The organism is Sphingomonas rubra (assembly GCF_900115745.1).
Taxonomy (GTDB): Bacteria; Pseudomonadota; Alphaproteobacteria; order Sphingomonadales; family Sphingomonadaceae; genus Sphingomonas; species Sphingomonas rubra.
Map to the genome: position 1 here is coordinate 97,587 of NZ_FOXP01000009.1, position 17,552 is coordinate 115,138.

Consider the following 17,552-nt stretch of genomic DNA (forward strand, 5'->3'; position numbering starts at 1 on the left):
GGGGCGACGTTGGTGGCGGGAGGCTAGGCCGCGGCGCCGATGCCGCCCGACAACGTCGGCACGTCGAGCGCGGAGAAGCCGTAATGCTTCAGCCAGCGAATATCGCCGTCGAAGAAGGCGCGCAGATCGTCGATCCCGTATTTCAGCATCGCCAGCCGATCGATGCCGCAGCCGAAGGCGAAGCCCTGCCACTCGGCAGGGTCGAGGCCGCAGGCGGCGATCACCTTGGGGTGGACCATGCCGCTGCCCAGCACCTCCATCCAGCCGCCGTTCGGGCCGTCGCCCCTCATCTTATCTGGGTCGCCACCGATGACGCGCTTGCCCTTGGTCCAGGTGTAGCCGACATCGACCTCCGCCGAGGGTTCGGTGAAGGGGAAGTAGCTGGGGCGCAGGCGAAGCACGATGTCGTCGCGCTCGAAGAACGCCTTCAGGAAGGTCTCCAGCGTCCATTTGAGGTGACCCAGCGTAATGCCGCGGTCGATCACCAGCCCCTCGACCTGGTGGAACATCGGCGTGTGCGTGGCGTCCGAGTCGGAACGGTAGGTGCGGCCGGGCGCGATGATGCGGATCGGCGGCTTGTTCGCCAGCATGGTGCGGATCTGCACGGGGCTGGTGTGGGTGCGCAGCAGCGACACGGTGGTGCGTTCGTCGGCGGTGCCGGCCGCCTTCGCGTCGACGCCCTGTTGCAGGTAGAAGGTGTCGTGCATCGCGCGCGCAGGATGCGTGTCGGGGATGTTGAGCGCGGAAAAATTGTGCCAGTCCGTCTCCATCTCCGGCCCCGTCGCCACCGCGAAGCCCAGGTCGGCGAAGATTTCCGACAGTTCGTCCATGACCTGGCTGACCGGATGGATCGTGCCGGCGGGTGCCGCGTCGACCGGCAGCGTCATGTCCAGCGTCTCGGTGGCGAGGCGCGCGTTCAGCGCGGCCGCTTCCAACGCGTCCTTGCGGGCGGCGATCGCGGCGGCAACGGCCTCGCGCAGGCCCTGGATGCGCGGACCCTCGACCTGGCGCTGGTCGGGGCTCATGGCGCCGAGCGTCTTCAGCAGCTGCGTGATCCGCCCCTGCTTGCCGAGCGCGTCGACGCGGACCACGTCCAGCGCGTCGAGTCCCGGAGAGGCGGCCACGGCGGCGAGCATCTGCTCGCGCATCTGGTCGAGGTCGTCAGTCACGTCGCTTCTCACTATCGCCGATCACATCCGCCTTCGCGGGAATGCCGCGAGGAGGCAAGCCCAGCGCTGTTGCGAGATCGTCCCAATCGGGATTGTTCTCCTCGATCAGTCGGCACTTCCAATCGCGGTTCCACTTCTTCAACTGCTTCTCACGCGTGATCGCGGCATCCATCGTGTCTGCCACGGCATACCAGACGAGGCGATCGACACGGTAGCGTGCCGTGAAACCGGAGATCGATCTCTCTCGGTGCTGCGAGACACGAGCGAGGAGATTCGAGGTAACACCGACATACAGCGTGCCGTGCCGACCGCTGGCAAGCAGGTAAACGCAAGGCTGGAAGTTCTCGCGCATCGTTCGCTCTCTCCTCCGTCATCCCCGCGCAGGCGGGGATCCAGACGCGTTGCCATTCCCGCTAGAAGTACAGCCGTTCGTACATCTGGATCCCCGCCTGCGCGGGGATGACGGGGATCGCGAGAAGGGCCGGGGAGCTAAATCAAAAAGGGCGCCGGTGTTGCCACCGGCGCCCCTTCGTCTCACCTCGGATCAGCCGGCGTTACGCCGCCTGCTCCTGGGGCAAGGCCGCCTTGGCCTGCGCGATGATGGCGGAGAACGCCTCGCCCTCGTGCATGGCGATGTCGGCCAGGACCTTCCGGTCGAGCTCGATCCCCGCCAGCTTCAGGCCGTGCATGAACTGCGAGTAGGTCAGGCCCTCGGCGCGGACGCCGGCGTTGATGCGCTGGATCCAGAGGCCGCGGAACGTGCGCTTCTTCACCTTGCGGTCGCGATAGGCGTACTGGCCGGCCTTCTCGACTGCCTGCCGCGCGATGCGGATGGTGTTCTTGCGACGGCCGTAATAGCCCTTCGCCTGTTCCAGGATGTTCTTGTGCTTGGCGCGGGTGGTTACACCCCTCTTGACGCGTGCCATATGGTGTTACCTCCTCAACCGAGACCGTACGGAGCCCAGGCCTTCACCGCCGCGGTGTCGGCCTTCGACAGCACCTTGGTGCCGCGATTCTGGCGGATGTACTTGCCGTTGTGGTGCAACAGGCGGTGGCGCTTGCCGGCGACGCCGTGCTTCAACAGACCGGTCGCGGTCAGCTTGAAGCGCTTCTTGACGCCGCTCTTCGTCTTCAGCTTGGGCATTTTATCCTCCGATTGGAGCGACGAAACGAACAACCGCGGCAGCCCACACTGGCCGGGTCGTCCTTCCACTCGTCGCAAGGGAAGCGGGGCGCATAGCGGCGGCGGCGGCGGATTGCAACCGCGCTGGAACCGCCCGCGTGCCCGTGCGATACCGTATCGCCATGGACGTGACGCGTAGCGACGAACCCACCCCCGCCCCCCCTTCGTCGCCCGCCACGCGCACGCGGCGACGGCGGATCATCCGCAACGTGCTGCTCGGCATCGTCGGCGCGATCGTCGCGGCCTGGCTGGTGCTGTTCGTCACCAAGGGGCGCTTCCTGAAGTCGCCGTTCCAGAACATCGTCGGCAAGCTGACCAACCGGACGGTCACCGTCGGCGGCGATTTCCAGCTCTACTTCGCGCCGTTCCGTATCAAGTTCACCGCCGAGAACCTGTCGATCTCCAACCCGTCCTACGCCACCCGGCCGAACCTGTTCCAGGCGGAGCGGATCGACGCGCGGATCGCGCCGCTGTCGCTCCTGTTCGGCAAGCGCCGGATCTACTGGCTGGACCTGGTGAACGGCGCGGTCGATCTGGAGTGGAACGCGGCGCACGATGCCAACACGTGGACGTTCAGCGAGAAGAAGGGCGGCGAGCCGCTGGAATTCCCGCGCATCGACGTGGCGACGGTGACCGGCACCACCGTCCGCTATCTCGACCCGCGCATGCAACTGCTCGCCGATCTGAAGGTCGACGACATCCGCTCGGTCGACGCGCAGATCGGGCGCGCGGTGGGCGTGGCGGGCGACGGTCGCATCCGCGGCACGCCGTTCACTGTCACCGCGCGCCTGTTGTCGCCTGACGCCACCGCCAACCGCGGCGAGAACAAGCTGGTCGCCCGCGCGCGAGCGGCGGGCAACGTGGTCGACCTGGGCGGCACCCTGCCCACGATTGCGGATATTGAGAACGTGCCGTTGCAGGTCCGCGCGCGCGGGTCCGACCTGTCGACGCTACTGGCGATCATCGACGTCGCGCTGCCGCAGACCCGCCGCTACGACCTGCGCGGACGACTGGTGAAGGCGGGCGACGAATATCGCTTCACCCGGATCACCGGCCGCGCGGGCGGCACCGACCTGGCGGGGCGGCTGACGATCACCAACGGCGCGCGGCTGCACCTCGACTCGGTGCTCGCGACCAAGAGCCTGGACATCGTCGATGCGGCGCCGTTCATCGGCTACAATCCCGATATCGTCGCGACCAAGGGCGCGGTGGCGGCGGCGCGGGCGACCGGTGCCGCGCCCCAGCGGCTGATGCCCGACGCCGCCTTCCCGATCGCCACCATGCAGCGCTTCGACGCCGACCTGAAATGGACGATCGGGCAGGTGAAGTCGCGCAACATCCCGATCAGCAACGTCGACCTGACGCTCGACCTGGAGCGCGGGCGGCTGGCGCTGTCGCCGCTGACCTTCGCCATGGCGCGCGGCAACGTCGCCTCCGACGTGATCTTCGACACGCGACCGCGGCCGAGCGCCGTCTCCTACGACATCCGCATCGCGCCGACGCCGATGAGCCGGCTGCTGGCGGGTTACGGCGTGATCGAGGCGGGGACGACCGGCACGATCAGGGGGCGCATCGAGCTGAAGGGCCGCGGCGACACGATCCACGATTCACTCAGCACGTCGCGCGGGCGGATCGCGTTCGTGATGCCGGCGGGCACCTTCTGGACGCGCAACGTGCAGCTGGCGGAGCTCGATCTCGGCACCTTCGCGCAGAAGATGTTCGAGGGCAAGCTGGAGAAGCCGGTCACGATCAACTGCGGGCTGATCGGCTTCACCGTCCGCAACGGCGTCGCGGCCGCGGACCCGATTCTGATCGACACCAGCAAGAACGTGATCGTCGGCCGCGGCGGCTTCTCGTTCCGCAACGAGGCGGTCGACCTGGCGATCCGCGCCGATTCCAAGAAGTTCTCGCTGTTCTCGGGCCAGTCGCCCGTGCGGCTCGGCGGTTATTTCTCCAGCCCCACGCTCGGCGTGATCTCGCCCGAGCTGGTCGGGCGCGCCGGCGCGGCGCTGGGCCTATCGCTGGTGGCGACGCCGCTCGCGGGCGTGCTCGCCTTCGTCGACGTGGGCGACGCCAAGGCGACCGCGTGCGGCCCGGTGCTGCGCGGCGCGACCGCCAAGGCGCAGCGGACGACGGAGGGCGAGACGCGCGAGGACGTCGGCAAGGGGACGACCGCGACCGGGGAGGATGGCAAGGTCGAGAAGAAGCAGCGCAAGAAGTTCCTGGGGATCTTTTGAGCGGCCGTCATCCGGCCGACGCCGTCGATGCTCAGTGCGCGTGCGGCACCGCGCGCAACGCCTCCAGCACATCATCGGTACGGGCAGGATCGCCGATCGCCAGCACGTGCCCCTCGCTCGCCGCGGTGAGCGGGTCGCCGTTCCAATCGCACAGCCGCCCGCCCGCGCCCTCCACGATCGGTGCCAGCGCCGCGAAGTCGTGGAGCTTCAGCCCGCTCTCGCAGACCAGGTCGAGATGCCCGCCGGCGAGCAGGCCGTAATTGTAGCAGTCGCCGCCGTAGACGATGCCGCGCCCGTCGCCGCTGGTCGCCGCGGCGAGGGCGGTGAAATGGCCGACATCGTCGTCGGCGAACAGATGCGGGCTGGTGGTGGCGAGCAGCGCGCCGCTTAGTTGCGGGCAGGCGCGCGTGCGCACGGGGGCGCCGTTGAACACGGTGGCCCGACCCGCCACGCCGACCCAGCGTTCGCGCTGCACCGGCTGGTCGATGATGCCGAGCACCGGCCAGCCATCTTCCAGCAGCGCGATCAGCGTGCCGAAGATCGCGCGTCCGGCGACGAAGCTGCGCGTCCCGTCGATCGGATCGAGCACCCATTGCCGGCCGCTGACGCCCTGCTTGACCCCGTATTCCTCGCCATGGATGCCGTCGCCCGAGCGTTCCGCCTCGATCAACCGGCGCATCGCCGCCTCGGCCTCGCGATCGGCGCGCGTCACCGGGGATTGATCGTCCTTCATCTCCACCCCGGCGTCCCGGCGGAAATAGGGTCGGATCACCTGGCCCGCGGCGTCGGCGAGCGCGTGGGCGAGATCGATGTCGGAGCGGGTGACGGCCATGCATCCCGCCTATCGCGTCGGGCGGACGGGCGCTACACCGTACGGCACTTCTCGCAAAGGACATGCCCATGCGCCGTCTCGCCCTGCTCGCCGCACCGATCCTGTTCTGCGCCCTTTCCGGCCACGCGCTCGCGGCGCTCGCGCCCGGTGCGAAGGCGCCCGACTTCACGACGCGCGGTGCCGTGGCGGGCAAGGTGATCCCCGTCCACCTCGCCGAACAGCTCAAGAAGGGGCCGGTGGTGCTCTATTTCTTCCCGGCCGCCTATACCGGTGGCTGCAATGCGGAGGCGCACGCCTTTGCCGAGGCGATCCCGCAGTTCCGCGCCGCCGGTGCGACGGTGATCGGCATGTCCGCCGACGACGTGGCGACGCTCGCGCGCTTCTCGGCGGAAAAATGCGCCGGCAAGTTCGCGGTGGCGAGTGCCGGGCCCAAGGTGATCGCCGGCTATGACGTGGCGCTCGGCAAGCAAGTCGCGGGGCGCGACGTCACCAAGCGGACCAGCTACGTCATTGATCGCTCAGGGCGGGTCGTCTTCGTACACGACGACATGAACCCTGCCGAACACGTCGCGCAAACACTTGCAGCGGTAAAGAAGTTGCCCCGATGATGGGTCGATTTCGGTTCTAGTTACTTTTCACTAACCGGGGGCGGTCTAACCCGTGATCGGGGATCGATGGGGGACGGCATGGGAGGTGCGGCGATACGGAACGCGAGCGCGGGCGATCTCTACGCCTGTATCGGCGCCTTCCTGGTCGCCCATCGCCTCAGTCCCGATCCGCTGCATTACGCCTTCGCGCACGCCGCGCTGAGCGGCACCGATCCCGCGCTGGCGGCGGAGGTGCAGCGGCTGACTGATGGCGGGTTCCGGCTGACCCAGGCGGACGTGATGCGCCTGGCCGGCACTGTCTCCGGCGCACCCGCGCTGCCCGATCGCAGCCGGCACGTCGCCGATACGACCGGATCGGTGCTCGCGGCGGCAGCGCAGATGCAGGTGGACGGCTTTGCCGAGATCGTGCGCGGCATACATGACGACACCAAGGGGTTCGGCCGCGACCTCGCGGTCAGCGTCGCGACGATCGAGCAGACGCCGACGGGCGGTCGCGCGGAGGTGGCGAGAATCGCCGGCGCGATGATCCGGCGCGTTCGCGATTCGGAGGAGCGGCTGGCGCGGGCGACCGACGAGGCCGACGCCTTGCGCGCCAAGCTGGCCGATGCGCACGCGGTCGCCCGCCGTGATCCGCTGACCGGACTGGCCAACCGCCTGGCGCTGTCGGAGGCGCTGGCGGCGCGCGACGGGACGCACTGCCTGGCGCTGTGCGACGTCGATCGCTTCAAGGCCATCAACGACGCGCACGGCCACAATGTCGGCGACCGTGTGCTGCGGGCCATCGCCGACACGCTGGCGTCAATCTGCGACGGTCACCTGGTGACGCGCCACGGCGGCGAGGAGTTCGCAGTGCTGATGACGGGCACCACCATTGCCCAGGCCGTGGCGTTGATCGATTCGGCTCGTGCGGCGGTGTCGACCCGCCGGCTGCGCACCCGCGAGACCGACGCGCCGATCGGCGCCGTCACCTTCTCCGCCGGGGTCACCGCGATGCGGCACGACGAGGCCGTCGAGCAGGTGTTCGATCGCGCCGACCGGCTGCTCTACACCGCCAAGGCGCAAGGGCGGGACCGCACCTGCGCCGAATAGCGTGTCGACGACGTCACGCCGCCGCGACCGCGCCGACCGGTCCGATCGCGGCAGGTTCCCCGCGCGAGTAGGTGCCGATCAGCACGCCCGCCGCCAGCACGTGCCCGCCGATCGCCTCCAGCAGCGCGCCGCGCCCGGGCGATCCGGCGGTCACCTGCGCACCCGCGCCTAGTGCGAACAGCTGAAAGACATAGCGATGCTCGCCGTGCCCGGTCGGCGGATCGGGTGGCAGCCAGCCTTCGCGCAGGTAGGAGTTGCGTCCGACATCGCCGCCCTCCGTGCCGTCGCCGTCCGCCGCCATCGCACCCTCGGCCAGCGAGCCGGCCTCGGGCGGCATGCCCCAGACCACGGCATGAACCAGCGGCTGCGGCGTGGGCGAGTCGGCGTCCTCCACCAACAACGCGAGATGAGCGGTGCCCACCGGCGGATCGCGCCACGTGAGCGGCGGCGAGATACCCGCCCCGTCGGCGGTGAACCGATCGGGCAGGCGACCGCCATCGGCGAAAGCAGGGCTGCTCAGCTCCAGCTTCTCGAACCGGGACAGCGCCGGATCGGCAATCGCCACCTTTTCCGCACCGGCGCGCACGCCCGACAAGGCGTGGCCCAGCCATTCGGGAATATGTTGCAGCATCGGGGAACCCTCCTCAGTTCTGCGGACAGGTGCCGGGCCGACGCTCGGTCCCGGCACGCGTGGACCAGCGGCTGGCGTCGCCCATCGACTCGGCATCGTGGTAGCAGACTGACCCGCCGTCGAGATTGCCGTCGGCCGCCACCAGCACCGTCCAGTTGCGATCGGCGCAGTTGTGCGCCTCGCATCCGTGCGCCGCGATGCGCGATCCGACACGGGCGATCGGCACCGTGGTCGCCTCGCGGCCGACGATAGTGCGGCGCAGGCCCTCCTCCGGCACCAGGTCGACCACGAGATTGGCGACTTCCGACCGGTCGAAGAAGCCGACGCCGTCCACCGCGTCATTGGGGTAGTGGCCGACATAATTGCTGAGCGGCGTCGACTGAACCTGGCCGGGCAGGGGCGTAGGCGGCCTGGTGGCAGGGGGCACGAAATTGCCCGGCGATTCGCCCGTCGACGGGTCCGATCCCCCGCACGCGGTGAGCATGAAGACGGCGAACAGGGCGGAGGGGCGGCGCATGAGGGGAGAACGCCCGCCGTACCGCCGGGTTGCGAGCGGCAGCGATGCGGCGCATGACGGCGTCATGGACGCGCTTCACCGCTTCGTCGACGCGCAGGCGACCAGTTTCGAGCAGGCGCTGGCCGAGCTGCGCGCAGGCACCAAGCGCAGCCACTGGATGTGGTGGATCTTCCCGCAGATCGCCGGCCTGGGCCGCAGCGAGACGGCGCGGCATTACGCGATCGCGTCGCGTGCCGAGGCGGTCGCGTATCTGCGGCATTCGCTGCTCGGACCGCGGCTGATCGCGGCGGCGGAGGCGGTACACGGCGCACCGGGCAGCGCCGTCGCGATCATGGGATCGGTCGACGCGGTGAAGCTGCGTTCCTCGATGACGCTGTTCGCGGCGGTGGCGGCCGATCCGGCGCCGTTCCGGGCGGTGCTCGATCGCTTCTACGACGGCATCGACGATCCGGAGACACTGGCCCGTATCCGAGTGCGCGATCCGGGCTGAAACTGGGCACCACGTGCGTTCGACCGTCACGTGGTGTGGAGTGGGAAACTAACATCCCTGCTCCCGGTTTCATCGATCGGGCGGGGCGAGGCGAAATCGCCGTGGGCTGCGCAATGCCACCGATACAGGCATTTTGGATCGAACTGATCGTCCGATCATCAAGTATGCGATGGCGATGGTGCATCATCGAACCAATTCCGGCGTACCTGCCGGTCGTCAGGCAACAATAGAAACAGCTTCGATTTCATAGCTTTTGCTTAAGCACCTGACTGCATCTTCCGCGCATCAAGCAGAAGGTGGGGTAGGTTGCAGGTGAGGTCGTGTCGGTCGTGGTCCAGGGGCGTCAGGAAGAGCATCTTCCCGATCGTCCTGCTCGCGACCGCCGAACAGCATGGCCTCGCGCAGACCGTGCCGGGAACGACCATCAGCAACCGCGCCGACTTCCTGTACGAGATCGGCGGCGAGATCCGGCGTGGTTCTTCCAACACTGTGGCCTTCACCGTGGCCGAGCGGCTCGACGTCGGCGTGTCGGCGGACAGTGCGACGCCGATCCCGATCGCGTCCGTGCCGACCACGGTGACGGCGACGGTGACCAATCTGGGCAGCGGCCGCGAGGCACTGGATCTTTCCGTGCGTCCGAGCGGGGGCGTGCGCGTCGAGCAACTGGCGATCGATCGCGACGGCGATGCCCGCTTCGACGCCGCGGTGGACCAGCCGCTCGCCGGCACCACGCCCGTTCTCGCGCCGGGCGAGGCGCTGCACCTGGTGGCGGTGATCGCCGCCACCGACGCACCGGTCGACGGCACGCTGGTAATCGGCGCGCGCGCGCAGACCGGATCGGGCGAGGTCGACCAGCTCTTTCCCGGCCGTGGCGACGAGGGCGGCGACGCGGTGGTGGGGCCGACCGGCGCCACCGCCGGCGTCACGCTGCCGCTGGTCGCGGGGCGGTCCGCGCCGACGCTCGCCAAGCAGCAGTCGGTGCGCGCGCCGGACGGCTCGGCACGGCCGATATCGGGGGCGATCGTCACCTACACGCTGGTCGCCACGCTGCCGGCGGGCAGCGCGCGCGAGGCGCGGATCGAGGACCCGGTGCCCGCCGGCACCCGCTACGTCGCCAACAGCCTGACCCTGGACGGCGCAGCCCTGAGCGACGCCGCCGACGCCGATGCGGGCGAGTGCGACGGCCGCCTGGTCGCGGTCGCGCTCGCCGTGCCGATCGCCGCGGCGACCCACGCCGTCACTTTTCAAGTCCGCCTGCCATGAGGAGCCTTTCGTTGCTTTCGTTCCTGATCGCCGCCGTCGCGACACCCGCGGCCGCCGTCGACCCCCTGCGGCTGGAGACGCGCATCCTGGCCGAGCGCCGCGTCGCCGCGCCGGACGGCAGTACCCGCGTCGAACTGGTCCCGCCCGCCCGCGTCGGGCCGGGCGATCCGGTGGTCGTCGAGGTGGCCTTCCGCAACGGCGGCGCACAGCCGATCGGCGGCCTCGTCATCGCCAATCCGGTGCCGCGCGGCCTTGCCTATCGGGCACCGCACGGGACGGAGATGCCCGAGCTGTCGGTCGACGGTCGCCGCTTCGGCCCGCTGGCCAGCCTCGTCGTCGCGCTGCCCGGCGGCGGCACGCGGCCGGCGACCGCGTCCGACGTCACCCATGTCCGGTGGCGCCTGTCCACGTCACTGGCGGCCGGCCGCGGAGGCGCGTTCGCGTTCCGGGCGGTGGTTCGATGACCCCTTTCTCAGGAGAAACATCCATGATCCGCATCGTCCTGCGGCGCCTGCTGCTGTCCGGAACCGCGGCGGTCGCCGCCGCGGTTCCGGGTGGGCAGGCCGCCGCGCAGACGGCGAGCACGGCAACCCCCGCCGGCACCACCGTCAGCAACACCGCGCAGGCGACCTACAGCGTCAACGGCGCGACCCAGACCGTCCAGTCTAACACCGCGACCTTCGTCGTTGACCGCAAGGTCAACCTGACGGTGGTGAAGGCGCAGAATGCCGACACCAGCGTGGCGCTGGGCCAGATCGGCGCGGTGACCGCGTTCCGCGTGACCAACAACACCAACGGCACGCAGGATTTCCTGCTCGATCCCGACCAGAATTTGGGCACCATTATCTACGTCGGCACCGACAATTACGACATGACCAACCTGAAGGCCTATGTCGACGTCAACGACAACGGCACCTACGAGCCCGGGACCGACGTGGCGACCTTCATCGACGAGTTGAAGCCGGACGAGGCGCGCACCGTGTTCCTGGTGGGCGACGTGCCGACCTCGCAGCTGGCGCAGTTGGCGATCGTCAGCCTGCACGTCACCGTGGCGGAGGGCGGCGCGGCGGGTACGGCCGGCGCGCGGCTGCGGCAGACCACACTCAACGTCCTCAACCAGGATAACGAGGTGGACGTGGTGTTCGCCGACAACGACTCGGACGGGATCGGCGGCGACGGGCTGCACGACGGCGAGGCGCGCGCGTACCTCGCCTATGATGTCGGCGTGAAGAACGTCGACCTGACCGTCAACAAATCGATGACGATCCTGTCGGACGGCGTCAGCACGCTCAATCCCAAGGCGCTGCCCGGCGCGGTGGTGGAATATTGCCTGTCGGCCCGCAACGCCACGCTGCTGACCGCCGCCGCGAACGTGACGCTGACCGACATCGTCCCCGCCAACACTACCTACGTTGCCCAGTCGCTGACGATCGGCGTGGCGGGCGGCACCTGCGTGCTGCTCGGCCAGGGGCAGGACGACGACGCGGACGACGCCAATGATCCAGGCCCGTACCGCGGATCGTACGACGCCACCGCCAGGCGGGTCACCGCGATCATCCCGTCGCTTGCCGGCAGTACCACGATCAACGCCTCGTTCCGGGTGACGATCAACTAGAGCGGAATGACATCACCTCGCCCCCTTCGCGCTGCGCGAAGTCGAAGGGCGAACGGTGGTAAGTCGATCGTTCCTCATTCCGTCCTAGCCCGCTTCCTTCCAAGGAGACGCCATCACCCGGCGCGCGCCGCCCGCGCGCGCCGGCACGGCCACCCGCATGCCCCGCATCCGTCCTCTCCGGTGGCTCCTCGCCGCCCTGCTCAGCCTGGCCGCGGCCGGGGTGGCGGGGGAGACGGTGCGCGTCGCCAACACGGGCGTGCTGCGCTTTGCGGACGGAACCGGCGCCTGGGCCGAGGTCCGCTCCAACACCGTCGCGCTCGACGTCGAGCAGGCGAAGCGTCCGACGACGCTCGCCTTTTACCGCCCGCCGGACGATTACGAGCTGACCGGCATGCGTTGCCGGACGACGCCCGCGCTCGCCTTCACGCCTGCACCGGTCGACGAGGAGGCGTTCGCCCGCGCCACCAAGGTCGCCGCGCTGGACATCTACGCCGACATGCTGCTGGCGCTCGACAACCCGGCCGGTAATCGCGATCCGCTGGTCCGCGAGACGGCGACGATCACCGCCACCGTCGACGACGTCGCGGTGGCGCTCGACCTGCTGGAAACGGGCGCCGACAGCGGCACGTTCGTCGGCGGCGTGCCCGCGACCGCGACGGGCAAGCATCCCGACCTCGTCCCCTGCGACGTCCGGGGTCAGCGCGGCGGCCGGCTGAGCCTGTCGTTCGGGGGGGACGCGTCCAGCCTGGGCTCCGCCGCGACCCTGCTGATCGATCCGGCCGGTTTCGTGTTCGATTCCGGCAGCGGTGCCCTGATCGACGGCGCGATCGTGTCGCTGGTCGACGCCAATGGCGAACCCGCGATCGTCTACGGAGACGACGGCGTCAGCCGCTATCCCTCCACCGTCACCAGCGGTGCCGCGGTCACCGACGCGGGCGGCCGTTTCTACCCCGCGTTGCCGGGGCGTTATCGCTTTCCCTACACGCTGCCGGGCACCTATTTCCTCAAGGTCGAGCCGCCCGGCGACTATACGGCGCCCTCCGTCGTGCCGCTCGCGACACTGGAGCGACTGGCGCATCCGGGCGGCGCCCCCTTCATCCTCAACGATGCGAGCTTCGGTCGTGCGCTCGTCCTGTCGTCGCCCGATCCGTTCTACGCGGACATTCCGCTCGACCGGCCGGACGGCGCGCCGCTGCCGGCGACCGGCGCGTCGCTGCTGCTGACCAAGACCGCTTCCGTCCGCGAGGCGTCGCCGGGCGACGTCGTGCAGTACCGGCTGCAGCTCGCCAATCGCGGCACCGGCGAGGCGCGGGCGCTGCACGTCCTCGACACGCTGCCGTCGGGTCTGCGCTATCGCCGCGGCTCGGCGCGCGGCGCGGCGGAGCCGGCGGTGGCGGCGGACGGCCGCTCGCTCGACTTTCCGATCGATCCGCTCGGCCCCGCGGCCACGCGTGAGATCACCTACGCCGTGGAGATCGCGCCGGGCGCCCCGGTCGGCGAGGCGCTGAACCGCGCGCGGGTGACGGGGGAGGGCGTCGCCAGCAACGAGGCGGCGGCCTCGGTCCGCGTGCAGGCGCTGCTCTTCTCCGACGCGTTGACGGTGATCGGGCGGGTGACGGGGGGCGACTGCGGTGATCCCGTCGACCGGCGGCGCGGCATCCCCGGCGTGCGCCTGATGCTGGAGGACGGCAGCTTCGTCGTCACCGATCGCAACGGCCTTTACCATTTCGAAGGCGTGCCGGCCGGGCGCCACGTCGTCCAGCTCGACACCGGCAGCCTGCCGGCGACGCACGCGCCGGTCGCCTGCGACGCCGATACGCGGAGCGCGGGCAGCGCGATCTCCCGCTTCGTCGAGGGGCAGGGCGGGCTGCTGAAACGCGTCGACTTCCAGCTGCGTCCCACCGGCAAGGCACCCCTTGCCGTCGACGCGCTGCCGATCGCGGTGGCCGACGACGCGACCGCGGCGGGCAATCGCGACTGGACGGCGGGCCTGGTCGCGGGCCCCGCCGACTGGCTGTTCCCCGCCGCCGACCACAATCCGCGCTCCGCCGTGCAGCGCGTCGTCGTCCGCCACCCCGCGGGCACGCGCGTCGCCTTGCGGATCAACGGCCGGCGAACCGATCCGCTGGCGTTCGACGGCAGCGAGCCGGCGGGCGAGGTGGCAGTGTCGCGCTGGACGGGCGTGCCCCTCGGCCCCGGGGACAACCGGCTGGAGGCCGACATCCTGGGCAGCGACGGCCGGGTCGTCACCCAACTATCGCGGATCGTCCACCAGGCCGGCGCCGGCGTCCGCGCGACGGTGGACCTGGCCAAGAGCCGCCTGGTCGCGGACGGGCTCACCCGACCGCTGATCGCGGTGCGCGTCGTCGATGCCGCCGGCCGGCCGGCGCGCGCGGGCACGCCCGTGCCGTTCCGCGTCGACCAGCCCTATCGTGCCGCTGCCGAGGTCGCGGTGGAGCAGCAGCGGCCGCTGGCGGGGCGCGGGCGTACCGACCCGGTCGCGCAGGTCGTCGGCGACGACGGTTACGCCTTCCTGGCGCTGGCGCCGACGACGCAGGGCGGTGCCGTTCGCGGCGTCGTGCGGCTGGCCGACGGCGAGGCGGTGAGGGCCAGCGCGTTCCGCGCCTGGCTGGAGGCGCCCGCGCGCGCCTGGCAGGTGGTCGGCTTCGGCGCGGGGTCGATCGGCTACGACACGCTCCGCACCAGGGCACGGTCGCTGCCGCGTGGACGGCGCGGCGAGGTGGTCACCGACGGGCAGCTGGCGCTCTACGCCAAGGGGCGGATCAGGGGATTGTGGCTGCTGACCCTCGCCTATGACAGCGACGGCCGCTACGACCCGCGGCGCGGGCTGCTCGGCACCATCGATCCCGATCGCTACTATACCGTGTATGGCGACGGCACCGTGCAGGGCTACGACGCGCCGACCCGGCGCAAGCTGTACCTGCGGCTGGAGCGGCGCGAGTTCTACGCGCTGTTCGGCGATTTCGAGAGCGGCTTCACCGACACCCAGCTGACCCGCTTCAACCGCACGCTGAACGGCGTCAAGGCGGCCTATCAGGGGCAAGGGCTGAGCGCCGCCGCCTTCGCCGCGAAGGTCGACACGCGTTACGCGCGCGACGAGATTCAGGGTAACGGCCTGTCCGGCCCCTACCGGCTGGGCGGGCGCGACATCGTGCCCAACAGCGACAAGCTGCGCCTGGAAACGCGCGACCGGTTCCGCTCGGAACGCATCGTCGCGACCCGCCAGCTGACGCGGCACATCGACTACGACATCGACACCCGCCTGGGCACGGTGCGGTTCCGCGAGCCGGTGCTCGCGCGCGACCTCCGCCTCAACCCGCAATTCATCGTCGCCGAGTACGAGGTCGAGACCGGGCGCGCGGGCAAGCTCGCCGCCGCCGCGCGCGTCGCCGGACGGACGGGCGGGCTGGAACTGGGCGCGAGCGTGATCCGCGACGAGACCGCGGGCGCGGCAACCGTGGTCGGCGCCGACCTGCGCGCGACGCTGGCGGGCGGCACCGAACTGCGCGGCGAGCTGGCGACGGGCGGGCGGATGGGCCTGGCCGACGGTATCGCCTTCCTGGCCGAGGCGGAGCACCACGGCGCCGGCGTCGACCTACTGCTCTACGCGCGCCAGCAGGACGAGGCGTTCGGCGTCGGCCAGCAGAACCTGGTGGAGGCGGGGACGCGCAAGCTGGGGCTGGACACGCGCGTCGCGCTCGGCAGGCGGTGGAGCCTGACCGGCACCGGCTGGTATCAGCGCCAACTCTCGGGCACCGGCGAGCGTCTGGCGGGGGAGGGCCGGCTGGAATACCGCCGCGACGCGGGCACGGTGTTCGCCGGCGTGCAGGGCGCGGCCGACCGCGGGCTCGACGGACGCGATCGTCGCAGCCTGCTGGCGACGCTCGGCGGCAGCCGGCAACTGGGGGAAGCGCTGACGCTGTCGGCGCAGACGCAGGTTGCGCTGGGCGGCAAGGCGAGCGTCGACTTCCCCGCCCGCCACCAGCTGAACGCCGCCTGGCGGGTGCGGCCGGGCATCCGCCTCCTCGCCGGTTACGAGATCGCGCAAGGCCGCGATTTCACCACCGACACCGCGCAGATCGGCTTCGACCTGGCGCCGTGGACGGGCGCGAAGCTGTTCAGCACGCTGAACCAGCAGGCGGCCGATGGCGGGGGCGGCGAGAACGGCGCGCGCACCTTCGCCCAGTACGGGCTCAGTCAGTCGCTGCCGATCGGCAAACGCTGGAGCATCGACGCCACGCTGGACGCGTCGAGCACAGTCAGGGGACGCATTCCGGTGGCCGGCGGGATCAACGCCTTTCAACCGGTCGCGTCGGGCGGGTTCCTGGGGCAGGACCAGGTCAACGGCGACTATCTCGCGGTGACGATGGGGGCGAGCTATCGTGGAACCCGCTGGTCGTGGAACGGCCGGCTGGAGCGGCGCGACGCCGACCGCGAGGATCGCTGGGGCATCACCAGCAACCTGCTGCGCACGCTGGGCGAGGGGCGGACGCTCGCCTCCGGTCTCCGCGCCTATGCCGTCACGGCGCAGGGCGGGGCGCGGGCGACCTATGCCTCGGCCGATGTGGCGCTGGCGCTGCGGCCGCCGGGCAGCCGCTGGTCGGTGCTGGAGCGCGTCGAGCTGCGGCACGAGCACGCCGACGGTGCGATCACCGGCGCCAATCCGCTGGGCGTGCCCGCCTATAACGGGGCCGACCAGGTGACCTCGCGCGCGGTCAACAATCTCGCGGTCAACTATCGCAGCGGCGCGGAAGGGGCGGGGCACGCGACGGAGGCGACGGTGTATTACGGCGCCAAATACGTGCGCGGCCGGTTCGCCGACGACGTGTACGCGGGCTTCGTCGACGTGACCGGGTTCGAACTGCGGCAGGACGCCGGTCGCCGCGTCGACATCGGCGTGCAGGCGTCGGTGCAGCACGCGTGGGATGCGAACGGGCGCGGGCGCGGCGCCTGGGCGTGGAGCGGCGGGCCGTCCCTCGGCGTGTCGCCCGGCGGCAACACGTGGATCAGCGTCGGGTACAACGTCGCCGGCTACCGCGACCGCGATTTCGAGGCGGACCGCTATACCCGGTCGGGACCTTATGTGACCATGCGCGTCAAGTTCGACCAGTCGCTGCTTCGGCTCGGCAGGCAGGGGCGATGACCCGTGGACGACGCCGTGCGGCAACCTTTTGGCAACCCGTTACCGCCACAGCAGCCGGCATGGACACCGCCGGAGCCACGCGACGCACGACCATGCAACCGGTGGGAGGAAAGTGACCATGCTCAGCGATCAACCGGAACATGCCGGGGATGATCCCCTCGCCGCCGCCGACCGCCGCAGCGGCGGCAAGCGGCACCAGTCGGTGCTGCTGGTCGGGCGCGTGCAGCGCGGCGGCGTCGACGGTGCCTGCGTGGTCCACGACATCTCGCAACACGGGCTGATGGCGCGCTTCCCGGAGGCGCCCGCGGTCGGCGACGAGCTGGTGGTGGAGGTGCGTGGACTGCCGCCGATGCGCGGCACGGTACGCTGGGTAAAGGGCCGCAAGGCCGGATTGCAATTCGCCGAATCGCAGCCGATCGAGCAGGTGTTCCAGCTGAAGCGCGACGACGGGCTCGTATCGCGCCCGCCGCGCTTCGCGCTGTCCGGCCCGGTGACGCTGCGCCTGGAGGGCGAGCGGGTCACGGCCGAGGCGGTCGACATCTCGGCAGGCGGCGTCAAGCTCGCCACCGGCGAGGCGGTCGACGCGGGACAGACCGGCCAGGTGACGCTGGTGGATACCGGCACGGCGCTGTTCGGGCGGATCTGTTGGGCACAGGGCGGGCAGCTGGGTTTCCGCTTCTGCGCGCCGCTGCCGCTCGACGCCCTGTCCCGCATCCTCGAACGGTAGGCCGGAGCCTAAGTCCCCGCATCGGAG

Annotated in this window: 16 protein-coding genes; 9 read left to right on the forward strand and 7 right to left on the reverse strand. The window is 70.5% G+C overall.

The genetic code is table 11. From position 1 onward, the window contains the following. Nucleotides 1-23 precede the first annotated feature (23 nt). The 4 genes from pheS to rpmI all read right to left on the reverse strand — a co-directional run bounded on the left by pheS (nt 24) and on the right by rpmI (nt 2,313). Nucleotides 24-1,136 (reverse strand): phenylalanine--tRNA ligase subunit alpha, encoded by a 1,113-nt coding sequence (gene pheS / locus BM145_RS11975; protein WP_425441094.1) that lies wholly within the window; start codon nt 1,134-1,136, stop codon nt 24-26. A 25-nt stretch (nt 1,137-1,161) separates the two neighbouring features. Next, nucleotides 1,162-1,521: a GIY-YIG nuclease family protein gene (locus BM145_RS11980; protein ID WP_093333881.1), complete on the reverse strand. Its 360-nt coding sequence runs from the start codon at nt 1,519-1,521 to the stop codon at nt 1,162-1,164. Nucleotides 1,522-1,723: 202 nt separating this feature from the next. Then, nucleotides 1,724-2,095 carry a 50S ribosomal protein L20 gene (gene rplT, locus BM145_RS11985; RefSeq protein WP_093333882.1) on the reverse strand — a complete coding sequence of 124 codons (372 nt, stop codon included), beginning with the start codon at nt 2,093-2,095 and terminating at the stop codon, nt 1,724-1,726. A gap of 14 nt (nt 2,096-2,109) precedes the next feature. Beyond that, on the reverse strand, nt 2,110-2,313 hold the full coding sequence (gene rpmI, locus BM145_RS11990) for a 50S ribosomal protein L35 (protein ID WP_093333883.1): 204 nt from the start codon (nt 2,311-2,313) through the stop codon (nt 2,110-2,112). 161 nt (nt 2,314-2,474) lie between these two features. Between rpmI and BM145_RS11995 the strand changes: the two genes are divergently transcribed. Further along, nucleotides 2,475-4,589 (forward strand): AsmA family protein, encoded by a 2,115-nt coding sequence (locus tag BM145_RS11995; RefSeq protein ID WP_093333884.1) that lies wholly within the window; start codon nt 2,475-2,477, stop codon nt 4,587-4,589. Nucleotides 4,590-4,620: 31 nt separating this feature from the next. Here the strand turns inward: BM145_RS11995 and BM145_RS12000 are convergent, their stop codons facing one another. Beyond that, a complete protein-coding gene (locus tag BM145_RS12000; RefSeq protein ID WP_093333885.1) occupies nt 4,621-5,421 on the reverse strand; it encodes an inositol monophosphatase family protein in 801 nt (266 codons plus the stop codon). A gap of 68 nt (nt 5,422-5,489) precedes the next feature. On the opposite strand from BM145_RS12000, the gene BM145_RS12005 reads away from it, so the two are divergent. Further along, on the forward strand, nt 5,490-6,029 hold the full coding sequence (locus tag BM145_RS12005; RefSeq protein ID WP_093333886.1) for a peroxiredoxin: 540 nt from the start codon (nt 5,490-5,492) through the stop codon (nt 6,027-6,029). A gap of 66 nt (nt 6,030-6,095) precedes the next feature. Next, nucleotides 6,096-7,118 carry a GGDEF domain-containing protein gene (locus BM145_RS12010; RefSeq protein ID WP_245739306.1) on the forward strand — a complete coding sequence of 341 codons (1,023 nt, stop codon included), beginning with the start codon at nt 6,096-6,098 and terminating at the stop codon, nt 7,116-7,118. Nucleotides 7,119-7,131: 13 nt separating this feature from the next. On the opposite strand, the gene BM145_RS12015 is transcribed toward BM145_RS12010, so the two are convergent. Both BM145_RS12015 and BM145_RS12020 read right to left on the reverse strand, forming a co-directional pair. After that, nucleotides 7,132-7,749 (reverse strand): YbhB/YbcL family Raf kinase inhibitor-like protein, encoded by a 618-nt coding sequence (locus BM145_RS12015; protein WP_093333888.1) that lies wholly within the window; start codon nt 7,747-7,749, stop codon nt 7,132-7,134. 13 nt (nt 7,750-7,762) lie between these two features. Further along, nucleotides 7,763-8,266, reverse strand: coding sequence for a hypothetical protein (locus tag BM145_RS12020; protein ID WP_093333889.1), 504 nt, complete (start codon nt 8,264-8,266; stop codon nt 7,763-7,765). A gap of 64 nt (nt 8,267-8,330) precedes the next feature. Between BM145_RS12020 and BM145_RS12025 the strand changes: the two genes are divergently transcribed. The 6 genes from BM145_RS12025 to BM145_RS12050 all read left to right on the forward strand — a co-directional run bounded on the left by BM145_RS12025 (nt 8,331) and on the right by BM145_RS12050 (nt 17,525). Next, nucleotides 8,331-8,756, forward strand: coding sequence for a DUF1810 domain-containing protein (locus tag BM145_RS12025; RefSeq protein ID WP_093333890.1), 426 nt, complete (start codon nt 8,331-8,333; stop codon nt 8,754-8,756). Between the two features lie 408 nt (nt 8,757-9,164). After that, nucleotides 9,165-10,019, forward strand: a complete 855-nt coding sequence (locus BM145_RS12030) for a hypothetical protein (protein ID WP_177200193.1) — start codon at nt 9,165-9,167, stop codon at nt 10,017-10,019. An 11-nt stretch (nt 10,020-10,030) separates the two neighbouring features. Further along, nucleotides 10,031-10,483, forward strand: coding sequence for a hypothetical protein (locus BM145_RS12035; protein WP_245739308.1), 453 nt, complete (start codon nt 10,031-10,033; stop codon nt 10,481-10,483). A gap of 23 nt (nt 10,484-10,506) precedes the next feature. Continuing rightward, nucleotides 10,507-11,634, forward strand: coding sequence for a hypothetical protein (locus tag BM145_RS12040; RefSeq protein WP_245739309.1), 1,128 nt, complete (start codon nt 10,507-10,509; stop codon nt 11,632-11,634). Between the two features lie 157 nt (nt 11,635-11,791). Then, a complete protein-coding gene (locus tag BM145_RS12045; RefSeq protein ID WP_093333893.1) occupies nt 11,792-16,798 on the forward strand; it encodes a DUF11 domain-containing protein in 5,007 nt (1,668 codons plus the stop codon). Between the two features lie 118 nt (nt 16,799-16,916). Further along, the gene (locus tag BM145_RS12050; RefSeq protein ID WP_093333894.1) at nt 16,917-17,525 is read left to right on the forward strand and encodes a PilZ domain-containing protein; all 609 of its coding nucleotides are present in this window, start codon (nt 16,917-16,919) and stop codon (nt 17,523-17,525) included. The last annotated feature ends 27 nt before the right edge of the window (nt 17,526-17,552 follow it).

Coding starts and splice junctions, on each gene's coding strand:
- pheS (WP_425441094.1), bottom strand. CDS start 1,136: ATGCTCGCCGCCGTGGCCGCCTCTCCGGGACTCGACGCGCTGGACGTG.
- BM145_RS11980 (WP_093333881.1), bottom strand. CDS start 1,521: ATGCGCGAGAACTTCCAGCCTTGCGTTTACCTGCTTGCCAGCGGTCGG.
- rplT (WP_093333882.1), bottom strand. CDS start 2,095: ATGGCACGCGTCAAGAGGGGTGTAACCACCCGCGCCAAGCACAAGAAC.
- rpmI (WP_093333883.1), bottom strand. CDS start 2,313: ATGCCCAAGCTGAAGACGAAGAGCGGCGTCAAGAAGCGCTTCAAGCTG.
- BM145_RS11995 (WP_093333884.1), top strand. CDS start 2,475: ATGGACGTGACGCGTAGCGACGAACCCACCCCCGCCCCCCCTTCGTCG.
- BM145_RS12000 (WP_093333885.1), bottom strand. CDS start 5,421: ATGGCCGTCACCCGCTCCGACATCGATCTCGCCCACGCGCTCGCCGAC.
- BM145_RS12005 (WP_093333886.1), top strand. CDS start 5,490: ATGCGCCGTCTCGCCCTGCTCGCCGCACCGATCCTGTTCTGCGCCCTT.
- BM145_RS12010 (WP_245739306.1), top strand. CDS start 6,096: ATGGGGGACGGCATGGGAGGTGCGGCGATACGGAACGCGAGCGCGGGC.
- BM145_RS12015 (WP_093333888.1), bottom strand. CDS start 7,749: ATGCTGCAACATATTCCCGAATGGCTGGGCCACGCCTTGTCGGGCGTG.
- BM145_RS12020 (WP_093333889.1), bottom strand. CDS start 8,266: ATGCGCCGCCCCTCCGCCCTGTTCGCCGTCTTCATGCTCACCGCGTGC.
- BM145_RS12025 (WP_093333890.1), top strand. CDS start 8,331: ATGGACGCGCTTCACCGCTTCGTCGACGCGCAGGCGACCAGTTTCGAG.
- BM145_RS12040 (WP_245739309.1), top strand. CDS start 10,507: ATGATCCGCATCGTCCTGCGGCGCCTGCTGCTGTCCGGAACCGCGGCG.
- BM145_RS12045 (WP_093333893.1), top strand. CDS start 11,792: ATGCCCCGCATCCGTCCTCTCCGGTGGCTCCTCGCCGCCCTGCTCAGC.
- BM145_RS12050 (WP_093333894.1), top strand. CDS start 16,917: ATGCTCAGCGATCAACCGGAACATGCCGGGGATGATCCCCTCGCCGCC.